Below are 26,062 nucleotides of genomic sequence, written 5' to 3'. Positions count from 1 at the left end.
ACGTTTAAGATTATTATCGTGGTATATGCGAGTTAACCGTCTGTAGGTCTCCATATCGACTTTTAATTATTATAATCGAATGTACAAAAAAAACTATTAATAGCGATAAACCTTGGAAAATGAGAACTATTTCTTGCCATGAAATGCCGCTTTTTAACGATAAAAATAATATCTTTATCTTTTCGCACTCCGCCTAAATCCTTCACTACGACAGATTAGAGGCGCTGACCGAAATCGATACGACAAAAAGATTAGGTCATTCAGATGTTAAATAAAAAATACGTTTCAATGAAAAATTTATTTGTTATAGTACTGCTTGTCCTCATCGCGACAGGACAAAATTTCGCAAAGGAAACCAGAATAGTCGTGCGTGCTAAAGCACGGGATGCTAAATTTATTGGTTCTTCTCTTGGAGGCGCATACATCATTATAAGGGATAAACTAAATAATAAAATTCTTTCGGAAGGAAAAACCGAAGGCACTACCGGCGATACGCGTTTGATTATGATGGAACCTCGTGAGCGCGGAAAGCGTATTGCAGACGAGGCCACCGCTAAATACGAAGCGACTCTCGACCTACAAGAGCCCACATTCGTGCGCATCGAAGTGCAGTCGCCACTTAATAACCGAACAGCTCAGGCCCACGTAAGTACCGAACTGTGGCTTATACCCGGAAAGCATATTTTAGGTGACGGTATTATCTTGGAAATACCAGGCTTCATCGTTGATATCCTAGCTCCGCGAACACATCAATATATCTCACTGAAGAGCCTAGCGAACCAATCGCTTACTTTTGAGGCTAATATCGTGATGATGTGTGGATGTCTGATCGACAGCGACGGACTTTGGGATGCAAACGCCATGGAAGTTGTCGGACTCCTATCGCGAAATGGTGAGCCGCTTAAAGAACTTCCTCTTATCTGTAAAGCTCCCAATTTATTCGGCGCCACCGCAGCCATCGATACGCCCGGAAAATACGAACTGGTAGTATACGCGTACGATGAACTGACAGGAAACACAGGCGTTGATAAGGTCAATTTCGTTATACTCGACTAAATAAAAAACTGAGCCAATAAGCACAGTTGTCAATCTAACGACTATCGTTAATTCCTGAAATAAAATTATTCAAATGCAGCATCAAGAAAACTTCAATACACATATGCTCACCGTGATCGGCTGTGGTGATGCCTTTTCCAGTGGCGGTAACACCCAAACCTGTTTTCATGTCCAATCGCCAGATGGTGCCTTTCTGATCGACTGTGGCACAGGAGCGCTGGCAGGACTTAAAAAAAATGGACTCCCCTTATCCGACGTCGATACCATCATTATTTCCCATTTTCATGGTGACCATTACGGCGGTCTGCCCTATTTGCTGCTCGATGCAGCAAAAGAAAGAAGAGAAAAGCCGCTCACCATCATAAGCCCTCCGGGATGCGAAGAAAAAATCCAACAGTTATTTGAGTTGCTCTACCCAGGAACCGCTGTTTTAGACAAACTAAGCTTGACCTTTGTCTCCTACCAGGCTGAAGAAGAAATTTCGTTGCCCCATCTGAGCGTCGTACCCATACCCGTTGCACACAAACCCGAAAGCCAGCCCCATGGCATCCGGATACGCACAGCAGACAAGATCATTGGCTACTCGGGCGATACCAACTGGACGGAGCGCCTAGTCGATATTGCCGCAGGTGCCGATTTATTTATCTGCGAATGCTGTTTCTACAATACGGAAGTTGATGGCCATCTCAATTACCTGGAATTATCGAAACATATCGATCGCTTTAGCGCAAAAAAGATTCTGCTCACCCATTTTGATGAAGAAATGCTCGCACATATGGATAATATCACAGTGCCACGCGCATATGATGGCTTACGCTTAGTGCTGTAACCCTACCCCATTTCTAATACGGCCTCGCCTTTAATATGCTGTACGATCACCTGCCGGTGCTTCGTCCCCCATTCGGCGAGGCTATGGATAATGGGCAGTAGGTCTACACAATAATCCGTCAAACTATAGGCTACCGCAATGGGCTGATCCGATACGACCGTGCGCTTCACCAGGAGATTCATTTCCATATCCTTGAGCTCGCGGCTTAGCATTTTGCCCGAGATACCTTCTACCTCCTTCAGAATCTCTGAGTAACGCCGCGTTCCAAAACCCAGTAAAGAGATAATGGCAATCTTCCACTTTCCATTTAATACATCCATTGTATCGTGTACCGCTGCAATCCGTTTGCCGCATGCACTAAAATCATGGCCTACGCAAGGCGCATTATCCTGTTGATTTTCCATAAAATGTCACTTAGTTACTCTAATGTTACTATTACTTTTTGTTACCTAATGACAAAAGTAAACTAAATAGTTGGATATTTGTATCGGTTTAACATATATAATTAGCATATGAATTTACAAGACACCTTATCATGGCGTTACGCTGTGAAAAAGTATAGCGACCTACGCGTCGAAGATGACAAAATCCGTCGTATCCTCGAAGCAACTAATTTGAGTGCATCTTCCGTAGGCTTACAACCCTACCGCGTTCTGGTTGTTGAAAACAAAGAGCTGCGCAAACAACTTGGCGAAGGCTCGTTCAACACGCAGATCGCTGAAGCTTCTCACCTCTTGGTTTTCGCCGCGTATGCAAATATCGACCAAGCGATGATCGATGACTATATGGCGCGTACCGCAGCGATACGCTCTACGCCATTGGACCAACTGACGGATTTCAAAAGCAAATTGGAATCTTTTTTACTAGCCCGTCCGGCGGATGAAAACTTCAGTTGGGCAGCGCGGCAGACCTATATTGCTTTAGGTACAGCGCTAATTGCTGCAGCGGCCGAAAAAGTAGATACTACTCCTATGGAAGGCTTCGACGCCGCACAGGTAGACCGCATCCTTGGGCTCACAGAAAAAGGCTTACGCAGTGTAGTTTTACTTGCAGTAGGTTACCGCGACGAGGCAGGCGACTGGCTAGCATCCCTTCCGAAAGTTCGATTAGACGTTGAAGAATTTGCACCAGTGGTTGGATAAATCGCGCTATACAATTTTAACAAGGGCTTTGCTATGTGGATCAAATCATGTGTGCATGGCCCTTTTTATTTTCCCTTACCGTCGAAAAAATAGACGATAAGCATGAGGGCGGGTACGGTGCCCGTATTTTTGGGCGTATGCGAAATCCTGCCGTCAAAGAAGATCGAATCCCCTGCCTCCAGTGCGACGGTACGATCCGGAAAAATATATTCCACTTGTCCAGAAACCATATATTTATATTCAAACGCCTCTGTTTCCACCATAGGTCTCGTCGCATCAGGTGCCAACTCCAATAAGACGATATCTAATGTAGAACTGTCGATAGTTGAAGCAAGAATACGCTGATATTGAAATCCGATCGCATGCTCTTTCTCGAAGTTTTCATAATCCTGTTTTTTACGGACAATGATTGGTCCCCCTTCGTTGTTGGTTTTAAAATCTTGAAAAAATTCATTCAGATCGACATCCAACGCATTCACGATATTGATAAGTACAAAAAGAGAGGGCACCGTACGGTTATTTTCAATCTGCGAAATCAGGCCTTTACTTACTCCCGCTTTATCTGCCAGTTCCTGTATCGTAATGGATTTATCCTTTCGGATTTCCTTTATTTTAGCACTTATTTTAAATACCGTATTATCTTCCATAGCCTTTTGTTTGTAAGTTAGGCAAAAATAGCTATTTGTAAGTAGAAACAGCGCAAATAAACTACAATTGACGTTTAGCGAAAGTAAACAAATTGTTAAATATTATCTTCCCGATTCGCTAACAAGCGCACTGACATACAATCGGCATAGAATTCGTACACATTGAGATATACAATATTTATAAATACTAAACAAATGTTTATATTTGCACCATATATTTTTCACTTATAACAGCGCTAGTCGAACACACATTTAAAACATGATAGCAGTAGAAAAAAACGATAAAATTAAGATGGTGGTATGCGATATGGCGGGTACTACTGTTGATGAAGATAACCTCGTGTACAAAACCTTACACCGGGCAATCAATCGACAGGGTTACGCTGTATCATTAGAAGACGTATTGGCACACGGGGCGGGAAAAGAAAAAAAACAGGCCATTGAGTCGATCTTAACAAGCACCGCCGAAAAAGTTGATCCATCCGTCATCGAGCTGATGTTCCATGATTTCTTGCAGTTACTTGACCAGGCCTACCAAACAGCGGCTATATCCGCACAAGATAATGCCCTGGATTTCTTTCAGGCTTTACAGAAAAAAAACATCCGTATTGTGCTGAATACGGGCTACAACAAACACACCGCCGAAACCCTTCTCCAGCAGTTGGATTGGAAAGTAGGCCGTGATATCGATGCTTTGATTACTGCGGATGATGTGGCTCGTAATCGCCCCCACCCCGACATGATTCTGTTTGCCATGGATCAATTCGGTATTGAATCCGGTCAGGCCGTCGCAAAAATTGGAGACTCGGCCGTTGATATCGCAGAAGGGCAGAATGCCGGCTGCAGATTCAGTATCGGCATCACGACCGGTGCACACACCGTCGCGCAATTAAGCCGTGCAAATCCCAGCCATATCGTGGACAATCTGCTCGAAGTGTTACCACTGTTAGAACAATAAGAAACGGGTATTCGAATAAAAAAACTCACAGCTTATGCATTCAAAAAAATACGATTTAATTGTAGTCGGCGGCGGTATCCTAGGCACCTTTCACGCCTATCATGCCCTGCTACGAGGTCTTGAAGTTCTTCAGCTCGAGAAAGACAACTTTCCAGTCGGGTCTACAGCCCGTAATTTCGGCCAGGTCGTACCCTCCGGGATGTCTGGAGAATGGTTTGATTACGGCGTACGGGGTCTCGAAATTTATCAATCCATACAGCGGGAGTTCGACATCTCCGTCAGAAACAACGGCAGTTACTATATTGCGTCCGATAACGAAGAAACGCAGGTCATGCACGAGCTTGCCGCACACTATGACCGCAAAGGCTATGCCCATGCAGTCTGGAATCAAGCGCAGGTATGCGCCAAATTCCCGGACCTCCGATCCGATTACGTGAAGGAAGCTATTGTGTTCGATCAAGAGCTCAGTGTCGAACCCGAAACCATGATCCGCCGTCTTCACCTCTATTTACAGCACAAATTTGCAAAATATACCCTGCGCTACGACACCACCGTATTAGCCTGTGAGAGCCATACGAACGGTGCCACCATCAGCACGACGAATCAACAGGAATTCCAAGCCGAAAAAGTCGTCATCTGCAACGGCTACGAATTTAAACTGCTTTATAGGGAACTATTCGAAGACAGCGGTTTACAGATCAGCAAGCTGCAAATGTTGCGTACACAGCCCTTGCCGCACATCCAGTTGCCCGGAAACATCTTAACCGGTCTAACCATCCGACGGTACGAAAGCTTTGAAGCCTATTGCCCTTCCTTTCAGCAACTAGGCGTACCCGAGCATTACGAAGAGCTGAAAAAATGGGGTATCCACATCCTGTTCAAACAGGCGCTCGACGGAAGCATCATCATCGGAGATTCGCACGAGTATGCACCGGGTACACAGCTCGAAGAACTTGGATTTTCGATCAATGCGCACATCAACCAATTGATGCTGGAAGAAGCCAATCGGATCTTGCCCATCGATCAGCGGCAGATCGCCACTTCCTGGGCAGGATTCTATGCACAGCATCGAGATCATATCGTAGAGAAGAATATTGATGATCGTATCCATATCCGTACCGGTATCGGGGGCAAGGGGATGACCGCCAGTGCCGGATATGCGGAGCAAAGCATCGCGAACTTATATAATTTCTAATCACGGGCTAACGCCCTTTTATAGGCACACACAAATGGCCTGTCTATTTAGAAGTAGACAGGCCATTTGTGTTCCTATTCGAACCCTTATTATCGCGCGAGTTCCATATCGCCTAGCGGCTCCACCTCCGTCACTTTCTTCCGTCTAAAATAGATGAGGGAGAACACAACCGAAATACAACCCAGCACGGCTGCCAACAGGATGGCCTGCTCAAAAAAGCTACCCCAGCTAGTCTCCACCAAGCCGAGTTCGCGCACCAGCAAGACACAGACGCTTCCCAGGTATCCCACAGAATCGGCGACATACATCAGGAATCCGATATTTCCCTTCACCTTGAAAGACGCCAGAAAGCGCTCGAAAAAAATCGCATTAAACGGTATGTACACCATATACAGTCCCAATCCCGTCATGACCATCCAGGTTACCCCGCTGACCGCCTGTATCCGAAAGAGATAGGTGAATATACCCGCTAAAAAACAACCCGTAAAAAGCATCACATGGATATAGCTGAATGCCTTCATGTTATTTTTAACACAGATTAGTAGACCCATAAGTGCCAACACGACTAATGCGATGAGCGAATCCGTCTGCACATAGATCAGCGTTTCTGTTACGCCAATATCCGCCCAGATCTCAACTTCAAAATTATCGCGTATATCCCGAAGCACACTAAATATCAAGTACACAAATACAACGACAACTAGCCCCGGCAGAAACATTTTCAAAAAAGCAATGCGCTCGCCATGTGTCATGGCTTTCCGTTCGTTGCGCAGCAGTTTGTCTTTGGCATCCGGCGGCGGCATGGCCTCCAGCACCAACGTAAATACAAGCAGCGGAATCGCAAACAGCAGTCCCGTAGCAAATGGCATCCATTGCTCCGTTACATGCAATTCTTCCATCAGGAAGCGTGCCAGCGACTTAACAAATCCAGAAGCAAACACCAGACTCACACTCATGATTGCCGCCAAAAATTCAGTGGCACGCCTACCCTCCAGATACGAAAACACGATACCCCATATCATCCCTAAAGGCAAACCATTAATAAACATACACACGATGTTGTACGGTGCCGGGATAAATGCAAACCCCAATAACGCCAGCCAGGCAACGCCAATAAGCAGGAGCAATTTCGCACCACGCTTTTGCTGTCCAAGCTCGGAGACAAACTTAATCCCATAGAACTTACTTAGCATATAGCCAAATACCTGCGCGATCACGAGCCATACCTTATAATCCACCCCCCAGATCGGTAGCTCCGTAAACAGGGCAGCTGTAAACGCTTTTCGGTACGCGTACATGCTGGTATAGCAGCCAAATGCAGCCAGCGCCAGCAGTATCATCTGTATCGTATACGAAGTACTACCCAGCCGCTGCATCAATAGTTGAAATGGATACTTCATCTTTAATATAATTGATCTGTTGTAACCGCCAATAATACGCTATCCAATATCCTCACAGCCTGATCCAGCTCCACCTTCGAAATGACTAACGGCGGATAGAGCGACAATACATTCCCGTCAGACACTTTTAGACTAAGTCCCCGTTCCAGACAAGCATACAGAACCAGCTCTGCGGCTGCGTTATTTTTTTCCTTCGTCTTTCGGTCCTTTACCAGTTCCACAGCCCACAACAGCCCCACACCCCTTACATCCCCTACAATCGGATAGTTGGCTTTTAACTCTTCCAGCCGGCTTCCGAAATAGTCACCCATGACGTTCACCTGCTCCAAAATGTCGTTTTCGTCCATGAAATCAAGCGCTGCCAACGCAGCTGCAGCACCCAGCGGACTCTTTTCGTGTGTAAAATGACCCAAGGAAATCGAAGAAGCTACATTAAGCTCCTCGCGACAGATCACGGCTGCCAACGGCATGATCCCGGCTCCTAATCCTTTACCCAATACCAGTATATCCGGTTGTATCTCTGCGTGCTGGTAGGCAAACATTTTCCCGGTCCGTCCCATCCCGATCGGGATTTCATCGAGTACCAATAGCACGTTGTACCTATCACAGATTTCGCGCACCCGCTTCCAGTATGCTTTAGAATGCACATGTACAACTGTACTCCGCACCGTCTCCACCACGAGCACACCGATATCTCCCTCCTTCTGGATCACATATTCCAAGTAATCGGCGTAGGCCATATCCCCATCCGCAGCTGCCCGATCATACCACATGCCCCGATAAGCGTCTACCGGTGGCACGTGTACACTTCCCGACATCAACGGCCCCAATCTCTGCTGAAAGACATACTCTCCACCCAGGGCAATACTATCCATCGACGCGCCATGGAACGAGTCGTACATCGCCAGTGTCTTATACTTTCCGGTATAAAATCGCGCGATCTTCAAGGCCATTCCGATGGCCGAGGTTCCACCCGGCGCAAAAAGCACCCGCGTTAGCGCGTGCCCGGTTAAAGCAACCAACCGCTCTGCCAAGGCAATAGCCGGCCGATTGGTAAACCGTCGCGGACAAAAAGCCAAGGTATCCAGTTGCGCTTTTACCCGCTCAATCACGTAGCTATTGTTGTAACCCAGCTGGTGTACATTGTTTCCATGAAAATCCAGATAATGCTTTCCCTGCAGGTTTTGGACATGTACCCCGTCGCTACGCTCCAGTACGTCCAAACAGGGTGAAGACAGCGCCTGGTGCATAAAAACCTGCGCATCGCGATCCAACGCCGATTGCGTTTCTTTATCCGTGATTTTTTCCGACCAACGCTTGCGTGCATCGCTCAGGTTGATATCACCCTCGGTTTGTAAGTGTTTTTGATTGCTCATTCAATTTGATATATGCGTCAAAAAGTTTAACAATACTAAACAAAGTTTATTAACTAAAGATCCTCTCCATGTTAAGAAATTATTAAAAAAGGGCAACTGAAAAACAGCTGCCCTTTACCCAACGAAATGCCGCTGGTATGCGTTAACTTAAAAAGAGATTACTTCTTTAATACAAATTGGTCAAACACATTTCCCCGCACATCAATCCCTTGAAAATGTAACTCGCCATTTACGACCCGTACATATCCGTAGTGGTGGTCGAGGAATAATTTGTTGGTAAACCACGATCTCCATGACGATGGTCTTTCCAATCCGCCGCCACCGCCGCCCAAGGTCATGTAAATTGTTCCATTATCCAGGTCCACCTTATTGTTGCGCAACGGCCAAGTCCGTTCGTAGGTATGCACATGGCCATAGAATACGATATCCACATTGTATTTTTCATACAGGGGTGCCAGATGCGCCAGCTTTGGGCTCCCTAAGGTCGATTTGGCCACACGCGTATTCCCGTAATCGTCATCGTCCGAAGAATAAACCGGATGATGGTGTGACACGATCTTCCATTTGGCGGTCGACTTGGCCAGATCAGCTTCCAGCTTTTTGTAGATTTCGCTACCTACTGAAACGTCCTGATTGGAGTCGAACATAAAAAACTCCGTATTACCGTAGACGAAACTGTAGCAACGTAGTCCATCCGGATGACCCAGGTAGTTATGGTAATTAGGTGCGTCATTTTCATGGTTTCCGGGTACGGCGAACATGGCATATTTACTCATAAATTGTTGGCCCTGCGGGAAGAATTGCCCTACCCAGTTGCTCCTATCGTGTCCATTATCGACCTGATCTCCGCTGTGGATCGCAAAATTTGGTCTTTCCTTTTCCGCTATCTTCGCAATTTCGCCCCATACCGTAGGGTTAGGTACCCCTTGGGTATCCGAGAAAACAGCAAAAGCAAATGGAGAGTCTGCACGTACAGCCGTTTTAAATGGATAAATTGGGCTGCGTAAGGTATCCCCTGCGGTGCTCACGCTCACTGCACGGTAAAAATATTCCGTTTCAGGCTCCAATCCAGCTAAGTTTACAGTCTGTATGAGTACGTTATCCTTACCCTTCACTTTTTGCGAAAGCGCTGGTGACTTTACGTCAAACATCGCCTTACCATACTCCACATAGCCGCTAGTTGCTGCAGAAGTTTCCCATTTTACGGTCATTTGGGTCTGGGTAGACCACTGTAAGTACGGTTTCACGACGAAACTAGGACGTTCGGCCGCAAAAGCAAATTGCTGGCATAAGATGATCAGTCCGATTAAGTTGAATGTGTGTTTCATGTATTTATTTTTATAGTAATTATTGACGTGATAATGTGACCTTAAAGTCACCTTTTCCTGTTTCCCCCGTTTCGGTATTTTCCCATCCCATGTAAAAAGACAGCGTCATGCTGTTTGCATTGACTTTCACATCGAACTCATCCACCGGTGTTGTTCCCTGCAGCGAGACTTTGGCCTGTTCTTCCCTACCCGATACGGACCAGGTACTTTCGGTTGCGCTAAATACAATCGGACAGTCCTTTCCCAAAAAAGCTTTTGGATTACCGGATTCATCCATGGTAAATACCAGACGCATCTCACCGAAAACTTCCGCGGGCACTTCCGGCGGTGTCACGATCTGTACCGGATTGGCCCAGGTACCACTGATGCGGCCCGCTAGCAGCTGTTCGGGATTTCCTACCGTTCCATTCATCACCTCCTTCTCGCAGGAGCTACCCCATAACAGCACCGTAAGTAGCAGTGCGAGGTTGAAAATATACTTTATGTTCATATGCCTAATCGATTAAAAAATTATGTAATCAGTTCACTTTAAATAAACGGAAGGGTACATTGGACTTCAATGCACTTCCGTCGAGGTTCCATGCACCATCGACACGGATACCCATATGGCTCAGCACGTTGACGGCCACATCGGTAAGACCGACCGGATAATATGGCTTGCGCTCCGTTGCCGGACCAACCAGTTCCGCATGGTTATTTTTCCCACTGTAATCCGTCAACACCGTGCCCCTCACCTCATCCAATTTCAGGTACAGGTTTAAAAAGTTCAGATGCGGGTGGTTGCTCTTCTCGATATGCTGCAGGTGCATATAATTTTTTATGGTCTCCTGCGACAAAGCTGTCGTCCATATACGCACCTCATTAAAAGACCCGGCCCAATTCGGTGCTCCCCCGCCGTAGGTACCCGTTCCTTCCTGTGCCATATAGATGTAATTAAATGGTGATGCCATTTGATCGGTCTCCTTATACGTCAACGCTGCTCCGCCCACACGTTCGCCATCTTGGTATACAATACACTCTTTGGTTTTATCAAATGTCACGGCTATATGATGCCATTTGCCATCCTCTATGGGTTTAGACGATCCGATATCGTAGCGCGACCGTTGCGTATTGGCAATGTTGATCTTCCATGACGAGCCACTCCGGCAGATCACGAATCCCGGATTGCCACCCGAGTCCCAGTCTTTATCACCCATAATGGATGGGTCACTGGAATTTGCACCCGCTTTGATCCACATCTCGATCGTAAACTTATCCATTCCCTGCAAACCGGTACCCGCAATAGGAATCCGTCCATAGGTTCGGTCGCCGGTCGGCGCCTTGTTTATTGTCAGAAAATTATCGCTATTCTCTTTAGCGACCATGTTTGTGGTCAGCAGTTCTTTATTATCCAGGTCAGCCCCCGAAAAGATAACGGGCACCTTTAGTTCCTCCACCGTACTATTTGTGGCCAGGCCGCTTTCCGAACCACCATGCGTCGATACGACAAAAATCGCCCAGTTCTCGTCCGCATACGTTGCCCTGCTTTGTATGACATCTAGCAGTTGCGCGATATAGGTATCCACCTGCTGGATGGCCAATACATAATCCGCTTTTCGGAGCTGATAGCCGTGCAACAGGCCAACCTCCTTGGGGCTGCTGAACTGCACAAACACCGCATCCGCGGACTGTCCCCCCAAGACCTCTTTGGCTTGATCAAACACCTGTACATCTGATCCGTGGTTATACTTCAAATCAGCATCACTGTTCAATACCGTATTGATTTCCGGCTCACGTACGATAGATGCGATGCGGATAGCCGGAAGCTGGTTTTTTATACGTTTTACCAGCGAAGGGTATTGATCGAGGTGATTACCGAAAAAGGAATTCGCTTGCCGTACACCATGTTTATCTACGCCGACGCCTGTTAACAAGGTCGACCAGCCCGTTGTCGAGTTAGCGGGTAGCCCGCCATATCCTTCCTTACTGTAGGAAGCATCGGCAATTAGCCTATCCAGTCCCGGCGTTGTAGCATAATCTAGCGCGGTGTAGATCATACCATCCACGCCAATCACCAATATTTTCTTCGTTTTTGCCGTCTGCGCAAACGAAAAGCCCGTTGCGATCATATAGAGCGCTACGGCCCAAAAAATCCATCTATAGTTCATAACGATTATTTAAAAAGCTTGATAACATAACTTCCCGGTCTGCCCAGTACAAAATTCATATTCTCGGTAACGTATGTGGTATTGACCACACCCCCCACTTCTTCCATGATCTGCCAGGAGCAATAGGTATCGGCAGACTTCACTGGAAAATTCACTTTCCAAATTTCTCCTTCGGGGGTATCGTTTACAAACGTACCCTTAAAGCCCGAAGCCCTATTGGTCGTAAAATCAATGCGGTCGCCGGGCAAAGGTGTACCATCTAAGTGCGCCACAAAGCGAATCTGGTTTGGCGCATCCGCCACGCGCTCAATTTCGGGTGCCTTCGTCATTCCAGTAGACCAGCTCGCCACTTCGTACTCCTTAAACTCGATAACAATTGCATCCTGCAACAAGGTGCTACCCGATGTGTTGGATACGCGGATATCAAAGTGGTATTCGCCCGCCGGAATACGATTTCCCTCCAGGATTTCGAGCTTTCCCGTAAATAGGTTTAGCGATACCGCCGGCTTCATGACCGTGTCCGTTTTCAGGCGCAGTTCCTCTTCCGATTCGCCACCTACAATCGGTGCGTTATAGGAAACCACCGCTATCTCCTCATCGAATGACGTTATCTCAAGACCATTGGTCTCCCATACGTTTACGATCTCAAAGTTCAATGGCAGGGTCGAGCTGGAGGAAAGAAAATCACCGATATTCTGCCCCATACCCGATATCGCATACTGTTTTCGGTTCTTATAGCGAACATCGGGTGCTATACTTCCCAAGCTAGGCACCTCCGTACAACCGATTGGCAGTAATGCAGCTCCGATTATAAAAAGGATAAAATTTATTGTCAGCTTTCGCATATCAGTTTTCATTAGACTTTAATTTATTTTTTAACGATTATGATGACCATCATCAAGAGTCCGATCTATCTGCTGTTTATGTTAGTTAAATCCAAAAATATGGGTGTCCGAAATCAGCACATGCACCGTCCCTGTCGTGGTTGCCACATCCGTGACCACAACCTTCGCGGGCGAGTAAAACTCCGGCGTAGCAGGCGGGTTTATGTTCACCGAATAGATCATGTAGGCAGCCCCCATGTTGATATTACCCAGGTAATCTTCCCGCACCAGATTAAAGCGCGCCTTTTTATCACTTAATGTCGTCGAGTAGGAATACACCGTCGAAAGATCCGACCGTACGATCTGTTCGTTTGGAATGATGTAATCGGAAATGTATTCTGCCATCTCTGCCATATCCCCGGCCGGTATCGCTTCCAACGTTTTGGGTCTATTTTCCGGATCAGGATATTTCAGCAGCAGGTAATTGTATATCGAATAATTCTGCGGCGCGAAAAAGGTACTGCCTTTGCGGTTTACCTCTTCCTCCATATTATTCAGTTTAATCAGCGTCGTTAAGGTATCGAATAGCGCCGGTTGGCTTTCGAGGTAGCTCATCGTCGTACCTTCGTATACCCCGATCTGATTGTCCAAAAGTCCGCCATCATTGTAATATGCATCATCGCATCCCGATAACAGGATACCGATACAACAGCATAGTGAGAGTAATAATTTCATAGCCTTATTTTTAGTGGTTATTGATTAAACTGCCAGTAGTAGGTTTGCTCCATATTCGGATTGTTAGCAAAGGCCTCGTCACTCACAGGGAAGAATCCGGCACCGTCTTTCTCGGCCTGTTCGCTGACGAAGGGATTGAATTCATGCAAACGCCCCAGCCGTACCAGGTCGTATACGCGGTGGTATTCGCCAATCAGTTCGCGTCGGCGTTCGGCCAGGATCTCTTCGATCAACAAGGGCTGATCTTCCCGTGTAAAGCGCGGAATATCTGCGCGCTCCCTTACCAGGTTGAGATAGGTAATGGCGTCTCCAAGACGGTTTAAGCGGGCATCTGCTTCCGCTTTGAGTAACAACAGATCCGCATACCGAAAGATCGGCACAGGCGAATCCATCCGGTTGTAGGAGCGATCTTTGACCTTTCTAAATTTGGCAAACATAATCTGGCGTTCCCCATTCTGTAAGGGATCATCAAAGATCGGACGCAGTTCACTTGCGCTACCCGAGAAATCAATGCTTTGGAAAAACTCAGCTACCCGTTTGTCTGATCCATCGCGGGCGTAATCCGGGAATATCTCTAGGATTTTTGACTTCGGCACCGCCAATGAAAGGTTAGAACGATCGGTATACGGATTTGTCAGGTAATACGTTAAAATATGACCGTAATAATCTGAAAACTCACCAAACTGATTATCGTAATACAGCTGAAATACCACCTCGTTTGATTCCCCTTTATCAAAGAGGTTTCTAAATTCCGAAATCGGGGCCAGGTCAAACTTCTCCGATCCAATGATCAGCTGCAATTTATCAGAAGCCAGTTCGTATTCGTTCAGCCACATGTAGGCATGAGCCTGTAAAGCCAGTGCCGCACCCTTAGTACCGCGCGACATAGACAGCTTACGCGTCATATCCTCATATTCCCACGGAAGGTCAGGGAGCGCTATTTCGACTTCATCCACAACCATCTTCATCACCTCCTTAAGCGGCTCGCGCCCCAGTGGCTCTACGTTGCGTGCCTGCAGATTAACCGGTACATCACCCCATATGCGGGCTGCATAAAAGTGCGACATGGCCCTGAGAAAACGAGTTTCTGCGAGCAGTTCCGCCTTTCTATTTTCGGTAAAGCCATCGTTGATCTCCGGTACGCGTTCCAGCACCAGGTTACACTGTTCAATGGCACGGTAAAAAAGGCGCCAGTTCGTCATGGGTTCCAGCTGCGTACGGGCAATCAGGCGATTCTCAAATCCGGCCTGCCAGTCGCCATCGTTATTCGGCGTGATCCAATCGCCCGAACGGGCATCGCCCCAGAAATAATAGTCGCCCCAAGACCCGTTGCGTGTGGTGGATGGGGTATCGTCTTTGGTGAGACCAGACAATCCACGTCGGAAGATAGAGAAAGCTGCCGCAACTGCCCCTTCCGCATCGCTGGCATTTTGCCAGGCCTGATCTTCGGTAACCGTATTAATTGGAAGCTCGTCTAGCCAATCCTTGCAGCTCGAAAGCGTCAGGATCAGAACAGCTAGCGCCGCTAAGAAAATATTGTTTTTCATACCTGTATTGCTATTTGTATACATAAACCATCAATTTTTTAAAGTCCCAGGGAAAGGCCGAATAACACCATCCGCCGCATCGGGTAGCCACCCGAATTATCAAACCCATCGAGTGTAACCAGTTCTGCGTCCGGACCACTGTAGTTTTGGAAAGTCACCAGATTATCTACCGTGCAGTACACGCGTACCCGGTCGAACGGAATCCGCTTGAGCAGCAGTTTCGGTACGGTGTACGCCAAGGTGGCCGATTTGATCTTGAAATAGGATCCATCTTCCACATATTCCGAATCATAATTCACGATCTGCGAAGCGTCATTCCACGGATTTAGTGTTGGATAACGAGCCTGGTCACCGCTTTTTTCCCAGATGGAATAGCGGTCAAAGTCGGGCATCGAAGACTTGCCGGCGAAGTCCTTACCAAATCGTAGCCTATCCAGAAGTTCGGTATTGACAATATCGCGACCAATGACGAAAGTTGACACCACGTTAAATGAGAAGCCCTTATAATAAAAGTCGTTTGTCCATCCGCCCGTCCATTTTGGGTTGGGGTCTCCAGCTAAAACCCGATCGTCCACATCGATGTTAAAATCGTCGTTCTGATCTTTAAAATTCCGGTCTCCTACCGCCAGTTTTTTATTCTGCAGGCCGACTAAGCGTCTTCCGGTCTTTGCATCGATCGGAATTTCATGTTCACTTTGGTAGATCCCCTGGGATTCGTAGAAAAAGAACCCGTTAAGCGGTGCCCCGGAGCGTACGATCGAACCAAAATCCTGACCAGACTTGCCGATCTTGATGATATCCGCATTTCCATCAGGAAGGGCGACCACGCGGTTTTTGTTGTATGCAAAATTAAGTCCCATATTCCAACTGAAATCCCTAGTCGATTTCAGGTTGGTATTTAGCGTAAATTCCACTCCCCGATTCAGCACATCGGCTGCATTGCGATACACTTCATTATACCCCGAAGTTGTCGGCAAAGAAGTTGTTAACAGCAATCCTTTCGTCAACTTCTCGTACACGTCCACCACTACTTCTACCTTGTTATTAAAGAGCGACAGATCTAGACCGATATTGCCCATCTGGCTTTTCACCCAGGTGAGGTCTTCATTTTTAAAACCGTTGTACCAGGTCGGTGTAAAACCCCCAATACCTCCGTATGTAATCTGCAAGAGGGATTGGTACTGATCCAGCGAACCGCCGTTCATGACGCCCAGGGCCAGGTAATTCTCATCCCAGGTAGTACCTGAAAGACCGTAGCTACCCCGTATTTTACCGTTGTTCAACCATTCCCAATCCGCAAATAAGCTTTCTTTGTTGAAGTTCCAACCTGCCGATACCGAAGGGAATAGCCCCCAGCGGTTAGCCTGTCCAAATTTGGAGGATCCATCCGTACGGATAGAAGCCCCCAATAGGTATTTCTGATTAAAGGAATAATCCACACGGCTGAAATAAGACAGTAAGGTATTCGCGCCGTAGTTGCTCGTACCGATATCATTTTCTCCAGGCCATTTCACATTGTTGGATAGCAAGGGCGCACTGGCTACGCTGCTCACATTGGTCACTTTTGATTCCATTTTTTCGGCACTCTGCCCTACCAAAATGCTTAGGTTGTGACCTTCGCCAAAGCGGGGCGTATAATTAAGGGTATTTTGAAACAGCAGGTTGCGGCTTTCCCCCACACCACTTTTATTCGTACCCCATAAGGTACGACGGGATTGGCTGAATTCGTCTTTCATGGCCCGCGTATATTCCAGACTTAAACTCATTTTATAGGTCAGATCTTTCAGAATTTTCAGCGAAGCATCTGAGCTAAAGCGGACACGGTCGTTTACATTAGCAATCCTTCCAAGACCGTATACTTCGGATCCAGCCACCATAGGATCGTTAGGGAGCGGCAACAAGGATGAGTAATTCGTAGAAAGCGCCGTTGGATTCTTCTCTCTCTCGGCTTCATCCTCTGTAGCGAAGGGGTCAGGGTTACGTGTCTGATCCGTACGCGACAGCGCTAAGGTATTGTTGATCACCAGCGCGTTGTTTAACGCGTTAAAGGTGGTATTGGTCATTGTACTATAGCGTTTAAAGCCCGTATTAAATAAGATCCCTTTGTTATCCAAGTATCCCATACTTACGCTATACTGGCCAAAATCACCCGCACCGCGTACCGAGGCATTGTAATCCTGCGTTACGGCCGTATTGTACAGGTAATCCTGCCAATCGGATGAGTTGTTGTAAAATGGATTGGTTACATCGGTGTACATGCTCGGCATGGCCACACCATAAGGCGCATAAAGCTCATATAGGCGGGCCACCTGTTCCCGTTCTTTCTGGCCCCCTGCCACATCCAGCAAGCGGGGTACAAAATTAATACCCGTACGGCTGTTGATATTGATCTGCGGCTTGCCTCTTTTCCCTTTCTTGGTCGTAATTAAGATCACCCCGTTGGCCGCCCGTGAACCATATATGGCCGCAGCATAGGCATCCTTCAATACCGTTACCTCCTCGATGTCGCTTGGGTTAAGATCCGCCAGTACATTGGTGCTGGTCACCGCAAATTCATCACTCGTACGGGAGATAATCGGCACGCCATCCACGACATATAAAGGCTCCGATATGGCCGAACCATCGTCGCGGCTTACCGCAGCCAACCCGCGGATTATCACATTGGGTGTGGCACCCGGTTCGCCGGAATTCAGCTGGATATTCACCCCCGCCACGCGGCCCTGCATCATCGATTCAAACGACTCGGCCACCTGGTTTTCCGTATTCTCTTCCATTTTAAGCGTCGAGACCGCTCCCGTAAGTTCCTTTCTAGTCTGCGAACCGTAGCCGACCACCACGACATCGTCGATCCGGGATTGGTTTTCCTCCAGTTCGATCAGCAGCCTGTCGGTAGCCGAATAAACACGTTCCGTAGCTTTAAAACCCACCGAGCTCGTCACGATGACGTCGCCCTGCTGGAGCATCAGGGTAAATACCCCTGCATCATCCGTTTTTGCACTGCGCGTCGTACCTTTCACCTTGACGGTAGCACCCACAATGGCGTTCCCTTGCTGATCCACGACTTTCCCTGACTTTACCCCCTGCGCCATGAGGAGTACGGGGATTGTCATCATCCAGAACAGAAAATATATACCTTTTACTATTGCCTTCATTTGCATCTATGTTACATTCGTAATTATCACTTTCAGTTATCTCTTAGTTAGACCAGTATTCATTTTGCGCGAGTCCATTCGTTTGTATACTTTGCGCCGACAAGGGCCAATAGGCCGCTCCCTGAGCCAAATCGCCTTCCGTATACGAAGGAAGGAACTGCCCGACCTTATCGAACCGGATCAGGTCAAAAAAACGCTGCCCCGACCCCATCAGTATCCGGTGCCTTTCGCGTAGCAGGGCATCGGCAAACGTACCCGCAGTGAGCAGTGCATAGTTTTCCGTCGCACCCGCAGCCGCCATCGTTAAATACGACTTGGCAGCCTCCAGCTGTCCGGCGAGCCATGCCGCTTCCGCCATTAGCAGATTGATCTCTTTCGTCGAATAGATCATTAACAGGTCCTGTTTGGCAACAATTAAGGAAGCCGTCGTTCCCGTCGCCGGGATGGTAAACATCGATCGCCGCGTATCCCCTACGGGATAGATAGCCTCTAGTTTTTCCTTGGTTATGTGTATGGGGTTGCCGCTGTACGGTTGCTGCGTGATATCAGGGTTACTATCCTTCCCCAACGACAAGCCGAAGTTGGAAAGGCTGTTCGTACCCTGCCCTTCAAAAACAGCGGTCAATCCGTCATACGCTTCCTGGCCTTTACCCAGCCACAGTTGTTCGTGCGCCAGTAATAAACTTACTGCAGTCTTATTAAACCGCACCTCCGTTAGCGCCGTACTGACAATACCATCGTCGTTTAACAAGAGACGTGGCAATAAAGGTTTTGCTTCTGCCGCCCACTGTACACAGCGTGTCAGCACCTCTTGCTGGTTCAGTAACGTACCACGATCCGCTGCCTCCGCAGAAGGCACCGCTCCCCAGATACGGGTGAGGTAGAAGTACGCCATAGACTTCAGCGCCAGTGCTTCGCCACGGTACAGATTATATTGGTAGCTGCTCAACAGCTCCCCTTTTGCGGGGCCTAATTTTTCGAGCAGGTGGTTCGCATCCTGTATGGCATCATAAAAATAGCCCCAGTCTGTGAGCTGTCTCAACGGTAAGGTACCGTTCGTTAATCGCTGTGCTGCCACATCATCCATCATATCCAGCTCCAGGGTAAGATCACCGGCACGGCCTTCGCCGTACATCAACCAGGCATGGTTATGCAGCAGCGCCCGTCGCATATCCACATAGATGCCGATTACGGCCTGCTCGAGTTTCTGTGGCGAGTCGTAATAGTCAGTCGCTATGGTTCTATTCTCCACTTCATCAATGGTGAGGTAATCCTCACAGGAGGAGAATATGAAAGGTAACAAGGCTACGAGCGCGCACCATGTTATAGGCTTTATTTTATTCATCACCGTATTTTTTATGTCGTTTATCTGGAAGGACTCCGTATTTTGGATACCGCAACCTCCTATTGAATTGATTCTCATATCGCGTATTAAAAAGTAAGTTTCATGCCCAGAACGATCGACGCGGGTAAGGCGGTGCCCGTGTAGCCCAGATCGGCTTTACGGATGCCCGTTATATTTTCCTCCGGGTTGAGTCCTGAATAACTGGAAAAGGTCCATAAGTTTTCGCCCGTCAGGATCAGTGCCGCATCTCTAATTTTCCATTTCTGTAGGTCATCGCCAAAGTGGTAGGCAACACCGACTCTGCCCAAGCGGACAAAATCCACCGATTCTATGCGCTCGATGCCCTGATACCGGAAGCTCTCCTTACCGAGGTCATTTTTAAAATAAAACGCAGTCTCACCGGTAGCCATTGGAAATCCGGTCTGTAGCTGCTCTGCCACATACGCACTTTCGTATGATTCCAGCACCGCATCGGCTCCAAAGCTATAGGTCAACGTAAAACCAAGGGCTACCTTTCCAACACGTAAATCATTCGTAAGACCACCAAACAGCTCCGGTTGGCTGTTACCTATGATACGACTTTGGCTGCCTTCGTAAGCTACGAGCGAACTGATCCGATCGCCGGTCGTCAAAGCAGAAAGGTGGGCTAAGCTGGTTTGCTGCAGATCCGCAGGTAGCTCCGTTACGCTATTTCGGTAGGCTGCCACATTCAAATTGCTGGCCCAAGAAAATGCCTTTCGGCGTATCCATTGCCCCTGCACATTCATTTCCAGTCCATGCAACTGCAGCGCAGCACCCGTTTCAAAGGCATAGTCTAACCCCTGTATATTCGGTAGAAAGCGCATGTAGGTAAAATCACGGTACCGCTTATTGAAATAACCCAGTTCCATGCGCAGGTAAGACTGTATATCCACATCAACCTTTGCATCAAATTGATAAATATCCACGCTTTTTGCATCGGTAAAAGGTGCATACAGCTGCGTAATGCCAAGCTTATTGCCGCCGTAATAATCTCCTAGGCCTACGAGCTCCCCGCGATATTGTTCCGGTCCCGATCGTTGTCCGGTCTTACCATATCCGACTTTAAATCGGGCGGGCAGATCCGTATCTTCGCGCAGGTCGTAGACGAGGCTTAGTGCCGGATAAAACGCCCACTTATTTTGATACAACGAGCTGCCATCTGCACGGGCGACCATGTTTAAAAAGAACTTCTGTTTATAATCCCAGTTGAGTGTACCGTAGAACGAAAGCAACTTCTCCCGTTCGCTGTCCGAATAGGCCTTGGCCTGGTTCGCATTGTATCCGGTAACCACTTTCACATAATCCGAACCTCCACTTTCCAAGCCTTTCATGCCTTCCACGGCTGTAATCCGGTAATCGGAATTGACAACCTGATTCCCTACGGTAACCTTGAGGTTCAGTAATTCTGAAAACTGGTGCGTGTAGTTCAGGCTGGTATGTACGCTCAGCATCTGTCGCTTAAAGGCCTCACTACCTGCCAGCACCTCGCCATCCAAGATATTCGATGGAATATACAGGTCCCTTCCGGCAGTTTCGTAGGATAGGCCCGCTACCGAACGGAGATGGAAGTTAGGTGAAAAACGATAGACGAGGTCCATGGATGAAAGAAGACCGACATTTTTATTATCGTCCATAAAAAAGCCTTCATCGGCTACTTCCGTACCGGATAGGTCGCGGTTGTACTGCCCTGCATACCGCCCGTCCCTATCGGCAAGCGCGAGGTTCGTGTAAAACTGTATGGAAAACGGCTCGGCAATTTTATACTTCGCATTCACGAATAAATTCTGCCGCTGGAAACCCGCGTCCTTGATCGCGCCAGAAGCCATATAGTTGTTCATCCCGAACAGGTATGAACCGTAATCGCCACCGCCATCCACCGAAATATGCTGCCGTTGAATGAGCGACTGCTTCGCATAGACTGCCTCGCGCGACGCCGAATGGTAATTATAGAAGGCATCCTTTTCGGCATCGAACCCGGCTACATAATCCACCCCTGCAGCGGCATGGGCATGCACATGAAGTGGCCCCGATGTGCCTTCTTTAATAATGAGGTTGATCGCACCATTCGGTGCTTGTACACCCAGTGCAGCCAACTGATCGATGTCTTTGATGATTTCTACCCGCTCGATCTGTTCGGCGCTGTAATACGTCAGTGGATTGATACCGGTCACCGCAGAGGGATTCGCGATGATGGGCACCCCGTTTACCATAAAAAGAGGCATGGTCGACTCATCGGTCGTGTTAAGATGTAGACCACGCAAATTAATGATCGACTGGCTCCCCGCTGTACCCGTCCAACTTTTAACCTGCAACCCAGCGACCTGACCCTGTAGTAGATTTTCCAAACTGGCCGTATTTGTTGCAGGCAGGCTGTCCAGCACTAAGATTTCCTGCGCCTGGATGCTGGGCAGCCCCGCGAACGAAGCAAATACAGCCACGGTAAATTTCCAAACGTCTTTCGGTAATAATTTCATATGTATATTAATTGACTTTTAGTAGTTATATGGAATATTCATGTGTATTGCTTTTTCGGAGCCATGAACATTTCATATGTGTTAATAATTACTATTTTCCAATAATCAGCAAGACCTAGGTCTGTCCATTTGTCGTGCTGAAATGTTAAGCAATATTAAACATTGTTTATTAATACAATACTATCCCGAAATTAAGTTATCATTAACTTAACGGAGTAAGGGGCTGATTACTACGAATCAGATTTACAAGAAAGGTGTGAGAGGAAGTCTTATTTAGCTACGATGAACCTCGTATACACTAACATTTTCTTAAGGAATTCAGATTTGGCAATCATCATTTTAAAGGTACTTTATTCATGGCTTCAAAACCAGCTACCACATCAAAAAGTTCCTCATCTATGGCACTCTGCCGAAGTCGGTGAAAATTTTGGTTGAGATCGTCTAATAGCTCATCAATATTTTTCTCCGCCCTTTGCATGGCGCTAAGGCGGCTGGTGTTTTCACTGGCAAGTGACTCTGCACAAGCTTTAAATAGGGATACAAAAAGATATTCATGTATCAGAGCTTGTAGAGTCGATTTTGACGATCCCACTATCTCAGGTATTTTTTTCGTTGGCCATTGCATTCTATGGAATGTGTGGCTCCACGCGGCATCTAAAGGCAATAACCTTTGCATGGTAGGCGTATAACCTCCATGCGTCTCAGGTTTGTTGTGAAAGATATAAAGTGATCTTATACCTTCTATTTCCATGCTTTGCTGGGCTTTAACCAACACTTCCCCGACTAGCGATGCGATAGCATGAACGGTATTTGGCACGTTGAAAAGCTTATTACAGTTTAGCCTCTGATCATCTAAAAGCAATTGTATCCGCTCACCAACCGCCCAGATTGCTTTATTTCCTTGCATATCATTCAAAGATTTAACAACAAAATCGGTAAGTGAATCATTAAATCGTCCCACAAGTCCCTGATCGGAGCCGAATACAATAACCGCTATCTTGCCTTCATGCATTTTCTCCAGCAAATCAATATTATAAATCGCTTTGAACTCCATAGCTCTAAAGCAAGCTGCAAGTCCTAGCGTAACCGTATGGTAATATTCTCCTAAAGAATCCACAGCCAATTCGTACTGGTGTATATTGGAAGCTGCCACCGCTTTCATTGTCTTTACAACCGAGTGTATATCTGTTGCACTTTCAAGCTTGCCTAGTATGCTTTCCAACGTATCCATTATGTTGTTTTCGTTATAATTTTTGGGTCGGTCTGGAAAACTGATAGTATATCACTAGCGTTTTTTACGATAGCTACTTTATCTTCCTGGCCAAGGGGGCTATCCGAAAAAACATGCTTCACGAGTTCTTCAGGCAATGAGCTAATGCTATTCATTAATGCTGCTACCGCTTCCTTCATCTTTTCAAGAGGTATATGATCAAATAGGCCTTCTGTAAGCGCAATTAATTGTACGACCTGCTCGGGAACGGACAATGGTTGAAGTTCATCTTGCTTAAGCCAGTTACGAATACGCTTTCCATGAGCTATTGTATGCCTAGTTGCTTCATCTAGCCGAGTGCCAAAACGGGCATAGTTTTCTAATTCCTCAAATTGAGAATAAGCCAGTTTTAGATCACCTGTTACGGAGCGGTAGGCTGGCAATTGTGCCTTCCCTCCAACACGGGAAACGGACTTTCCTACATCCACTGCTGGTAGAATACCTAACTCAAACATTTTGGGTGATAGATAAATCTGACCGTCGGTAATAGAAATAAGATTAGTAGGTATGTAAGCGGAAATATTTTGTGCCTCGGTTTCGATTATTGGTAGTGCCGTTAGCGAACCACCTTTCAGTTCATCACTTAAATGAGTAGATCTTTCCAATAAACGCGAATGGATGTAGAAAATATCGCCAGGGAATGCTTCACGCCCCGGAGGTCTTCGAAGTAAAAGTGAGAGTTCGCGGTATGCCCTCGCATGATTGGTAAGGTCATCGTAAATAATCAGCACATCACGGCCCTGCTCCATAAAATATTCGGCAATACTAGTTGCCGCATATGGAGCAATATATTTTAAACCAGGTGCATTATTACCTTCTGTGACAACAACGGTGGTATACTCCATAGCTCCCTTCTCTTGAAGTGTAGCTACTATTTTTGCAACTGACGATGCCCTTTGGCCAATAGCGCAATACACGCAAATCATATCTTTGTCGTGCTGATTAATAATGGCATCAATTGCAATTGCCGTTTTTCCTGTTTGCCTATCGCCCAATATCAATTCCCGCTGACCTCGTCCTATGGGAATTAATGCATCAATAACTTTCAGACCCGTTTGCATAGGTACGCTGACTGCCTTGCGATCCATGATCGCTGCAGCAGGGCGTTCAATAGGGTACCGTATTTTAGCATATATGGTACCTTTTCCATCCATTGGTTCACCAAGCGGATTAATTACCCTACCGATAAGGTCTCCACCGACGGGAATATCCATTACCCTTCCTGTTCTTAGCACCTCATCCCCAGCATTCAATAGCGAATCTTCGCCTAAAAGAATAGCACCAATTTCATGTTCATCTATATTATAGGCTATGCCAAACAATTTATTCGGAAACTCCAGCAGCTCCTCAAATCCAACGCCCGGCAATCCTGCTATGGTGATTACTCCCGCGGACACACTGGTTACATGACCAACCTCTCGCGGTAAAAATTTGAAAACATGTTCTTCCCTTGATGCCGCTATTCTATCCAGCGTATCATTGACCCTTGTATTTAAAACATCCGCTATCATTTATTTAATTTCCGTTGACATTCACTTTATCTTTTACTGATTTCTGTTCAGATTCCATTTCCCTTTTACTCATTTCTTTGACACTACTGTGTAAAGCATCGAGATAAGCCGAAATATTCCACTCCAGTTTGTAGCCATTTCCCGTTAACTCTATCCCACTGATCATCTCCGGAGAGGTCTTGAATTGAAAAGTTTGCTTTATACCCAAGATTTCATCCACGGCTTGTGTAATGCCTTGCTGCTGACCTCCCGTAAGCTCAAAAGCACTTTGGACCAACAAAGTAGAGGAAGTAGATTTGAATGAGCTTATAAACTGCGACTTTGCTTCTCCCTCCAATTCCTGAATCTGACTTACAAAAAGGCTAGCCACTTGATCTTCCAATCGAACTGAAGCCAGGTCCTTCAATACTCTTCTGGAAATATCAAAAACTTCCTGCTGTGCTTTTTCTGCTATCGATATACTAAACTTTTCTGCTGTTTCCGTTAAGTACTTTTGCCGTTTAGCTTGCAATTTATCGACCGCTATCAAAGCATCCTCTGTCAGCAGTTCTTTCTGCCTATTGGTTTCTAAAACAGCGGACTCCATCAATTCACTTTTTGTTCTATCAAAATCTGCATTCTTTTTTGCAAACTCATCCTTTTCCTTTTTTGCCGCTGTTTTCTGCAATTCTGCCTCCTCTAAACGTTCTACAATCTTTTTCTCCCTATCGTCAATGGCCTTCAGCACAGGCTTATATAAAAACCTTTTTAGTAGCCATACCAATACCAAAAAGTTAATGATCTGCGCTATTACGGTAAACCAACTAATTTGCATGATATGTTATTTGGCGATAATGTGATTCCAGAATGGGTTTGCAAAGATCAAAATCATAGAAACCACAAAACAGTATATTGCAGTAGATTCTATCATCGCCAGACCAACAAACAACGTTCTTGTTATTGTTGATGACGCATCTGGTTGTTGTGCCAATGAACTAAGTGCTGTGGCTACAGCCTTTCCTTCTGCTATGGCTGGAAGCATAGTGCCGATGCCGGTTGTAAAGCCAGCCATAATAATTGATGTAATTGCAATTGCTGATGTATTATCCATTTTATCCTCCTTTGT

22 protein-coding genes are annotated in these 26,062 nt (G+C 46.7%); 5 read left to right on the top strand and 17 right to left on the bottom strand.

Annotation, left to right across the window (positions count from 1 at the left end):
* Positions 1-288: 288 nt before the first annotated feature.
* Positions 289-1,056, top strand: coding sequence for a hypothetical protein (locus FAZ19_RS07660; protein ID WP_136820132.1), 768 nt, complete (start codon positions 289-291; stop codon positions 1,054-1,056).
* Positions 1,057-1,129: 73 nt separating this feature from the next.
* Positions 1,130-1,885 carry an MBL fold metallo-hydrolase gene (locus FAZ19_RS07655; protein ID WP_136820131.1) on the top strand — a complete coding sequence of 252 codons (756 nt, stop codon included), beginning with the start codon at positions 1,130-1,132 and terminating at the stop codon, positions 1,883-1,885.
* A gap of 2 nt (positions 1,886-1,887) precedes the next feature.
* Here FAZ19_RS07655 and FAZ19_RS07650 read toward each other — a convergent pair whose 3' ends face one another.
* On the bottom strand, positions 1,888-2,289 hold the full coding sequence (locus FAZ19_RS07650; protein WP_136820130.1) for a winged helix-turn-helix transcriptional regulator: 402 nt from the start codon (positions 2,287-2,289) through the stop codon (positions 1,888-1,890).
* Positions 2,290-2,397: 108 nt separating this feature from the next.
* Between FAZ19_RS07650 and FAZ19_RS07645 the strand changes: the two genes are divergently transcribed.
* Complete coding sequence (locus tag FAZ19_RS07645) at positions 2,398-3,027, top strand: NAD(P)H-dependent oxidoreductase (RefSeq protein ID WP_136820129.1); 630 nt, start codon at positions 2,398-2,400, stop codon at positions 3,025-3,027.
* A 65-nt stretch (positions 3,028-3,092) separates the two neighbouring features.
* On the opposite strand, the gene FAZ19_RS07640 is transcribed toward FAZ19_RS07645, so the two are convergent.
* The gene (locus FAZ19_RS07640) at positions 3,093-3,674 is read right to left on the bottom strand and encodes a helix-turn-helix domain-containing protein (protein WP_136820128.1); all 582 of its coding nucleotides are present in this window, start codon (positions 3,672-3,674) and stop codon (positions 3,093-3,095) included.
* A gap of 259 nt (positions 3,675-3,933) precedes the next feature.
* On the opposite strand from FAZ19_RS07640, the gene FAZ19_RS07635 reads away from it, so the two are divergent.
* Both FAZ19_RS07635 and FAZ19_RS07630 read left to right on the top strand, forming a co-directional pair.
* Positions 3,934-4,632: a phosphonatase-like hydrolase gene (locus FAZ19_RS07635; RefSeq protein WP_211245459.1), complete on the top strand. Its 699-nt coding sequence runs from the start codon at positions 3,934-3,936 to the stop codon at positions 4,630-4,632.
* 34 nt (positions 4,633-4,666) lie between these two features.
* The gene (locus tag FAZ19_RS07630) at positions 4,667-5,827 is read left to right on the top strand and encodes a TIGR03364 family FAD-dependent oxidoreductase (RefSeq protein ID WP_136820127.1); all 1,161 of its coding nucleotides are present in this window, start codon (positions 4,667-4,669) and stop codon (positions 5,825-5,827) included.
* An 89-nt stretch (positions 5,828-5,916) separates the two neighbouring features.
* Here FAZ19_RS07630 and FAZ19_RS07625 read toward each other — a convergent pair whose 3' ends face one another.
* The 15 genes from FAZ19_RS07625 to FAZ19_RS07555 form a co-directional block, all read right to left on the bottom strand.
* The gene (locus FAZ19_RS07625) at positions 5,917-7,227 is read right to left on the bottom strand and encodes a DUF5690 family protein (protein ID WP_136820126.1); all 1,311 of its coding nucleotides are present in this window, start codon (positions 7,225-7,227) and stop codon (positions 5,917-5,919) included.
* Between the two features lie 2 nt (positions 7,228-7,229).
* Positions 7,230-8,603: a (R)-1-hydroxy-2-aminoethylphosphonate ammonia-lyase gene (gene pbfA / locus FAZ19_RS07620; protein ID WP_136820125.1), complete on the bottom strand. Its 1,374-nt coding sequence runs from the start codon at positions 8,601-8,603 to the stop codon at positions 7,230-7,232.
* Positions 8,604-8,761: 158 nt separating this feature from the next.
* Entirely contained in the window at positions 8,762-9,931 is a 1,170-nt protein-coding gene (locus tag FAZ19_RS07615; RefSeq protein ID WP_136820124.1) for a purple acid phosphatase family protein, read from the bottom strand.
* 19 nt (positions 9,932-9,950) lie between these two features.
* Positions 9,951-10,421, bottom strand: coding sequence for a hypothetical protein (locus FAZ19_RS07610; protein WP_136820123.1), 471 nt, complete (start codon positions 10,419-10,421; stop codon positions 9,951-9,953).
* A gap of 28 nt (positions 10,422-10,449) precedes the next feature.
* Positions 10,450-12,078 (bottom strand): LamG-like jellyroll fold domain-containing protein, encoded by a 1,629-nt coding sequence (locus FAZ19_RS07605; protein ID WP_136820122.1) that lies wholly within the window; start codon positions 12,076-12,078, stop codon positions 10,450-10,452.
* A gap of 5 nt (positions 12,079-12,083) precedes the next feature.
* Positions 12,084-12,935 carry a DUF5007 domain-containing protein gene (locus FAZ19_RS07600; protein WP_136820121.1) on the bottom strand — a complete coding sequence of 284 codons (852 nt, stop codon included), beginning with the start codon at positions 12,933-12,935 and terminating at the stop codon, positions 12,084-12,086.
* 69 nt (positions 12,936-13,004) lie between these two features.
* Positions 13,005-13,637 carry a fasciclin domain-containing protein gene (locus tag FAZ19_RS07595; protein ID WP_136820120.1) on the bottom strand — a complete coding sequence of 211 codons (633 nt, stop codon included), beginning with the start codon at positions 13,635-13,637 and terminating at the stop codon, positions 13,005-13,007.
* 17 nt (positions 13,638-13,654) lie between these two features.
* Positions 13,655-15,184 carry a RagB/SusD family nutrient uptake outer membrane protein gene (locus FAZ19_RS07590; protein WP_169305602.1) on the bottom strand — a complete coding sequence of 510 codons (1,530 nt, stop codon included), beginning with the start codon at positions 15,182-15,184 and terminating at the stop codon, positions 13,655-13,657.
* 38 nt (positions 15,185-15,222) lie between these two features.
* The gene (locus FAZ19_RS07585) at positions 15,223-18,336 is read right to left on the bottom strand and encodes a SusC/RagA family TonB-linked outer membrane protein (RefSeq protein WP_169305601.1); all 3,114 of its coding nucleotides are present in this window, start codon (positions 18,334-18,336) and stop codon (positions 15,223-15,225) included.
* A gap of 43 nt (positions 18,337-18,379) precedes the next feature.
* Positions 18,380-19,759 (bottom strand): RagB/SusD family nutrient uptake outer membrane protein, encoded by a 1,380-nt coding sequence (locus tag FAZ19_RS07580; RefSeq protein ID WP_136820117.1) that lies wholly within the window; start codon positions 19,757-19,759, stop codon positions 18,380-18,382.
* Between the two features lie 8 nt (positions 19,760-19,767).
* Positions 19,768-22,176: a TonB-dependent receptor plug domain-containing protein gene (locus FAZ19_RS07575; protein WP_136820116.1), complete on the bottom strand. Its 2,409-nt coding sequence runs from the start codon at positions 22,174-22,176 to the stop codon at positions 19,768-19,770.
* Positions 22,177-22,510: 334 nt separating this feature from the next.
* A complete protein-coding gene (locus FAZ19_RS07570) occupies positions 22,511-23,407 on the bottom strand; it encodes a F0F1 ATP synthase subunit gamma (RefSeq protein WP_136820115.1) in 897 nt (298 codons plus the stop codon).
* Positions 23,407-24,957, bottom strand: coding sequence for an alternate F1F0 ATPase, F1 subunit alpha (locus FAZ19_RS07565; RefSeq protein ID WP_136820114.1), 1,551 nt, complete (start codon positions 24,955-24,957; stop codon positions 23,407-23,409). Before FAZ19_RS07565 ends, FAZ19_RS07570 begins: the two co-directional genes overlap by 1 nt.
* Before the next feature lie 4 nt (positions 24,958-24,961).
* Entirely contained in the window at positions 24,962-25,771 is an 810-nt protein-coding gene (locus FAZ19_RS07560) for a F0F1 ATP synthase subunit B family protein (protein WP_136820113.1), read from the bottom strand.
* A 6-nt stretch (positions 25,772-25,777) separates the two neighbouring features.
* On the bottom strand, positions 25,778-26,047 hold the full coding sequence (locus tag FAZ19_RS07555; RefSeq protein WP_136820112.1) for a F0F1 ATP synthase subunit C: 270 nt from the start codon (positions 26,045-26,047) through the stop codon (positions 25,778-25,780).
* Positions 26,048-26,062 lie beyond the last annotated feature (15 nt).

This window comes from Sphingobacterium alkalisoli, from assembly GCF_005049105.1.
Lineage (GTDB): Bacteria > Bacteroidota > Bacteroidia > Sphingobacteriales > Sphingobacteriaceae > Sphingobacterium > Sphingobacterium alkalisoli.
Note: the sequence above shows the minus strand (reverse complement) of the source record. Positions and strands in the feature narration are given on the sequence as shown.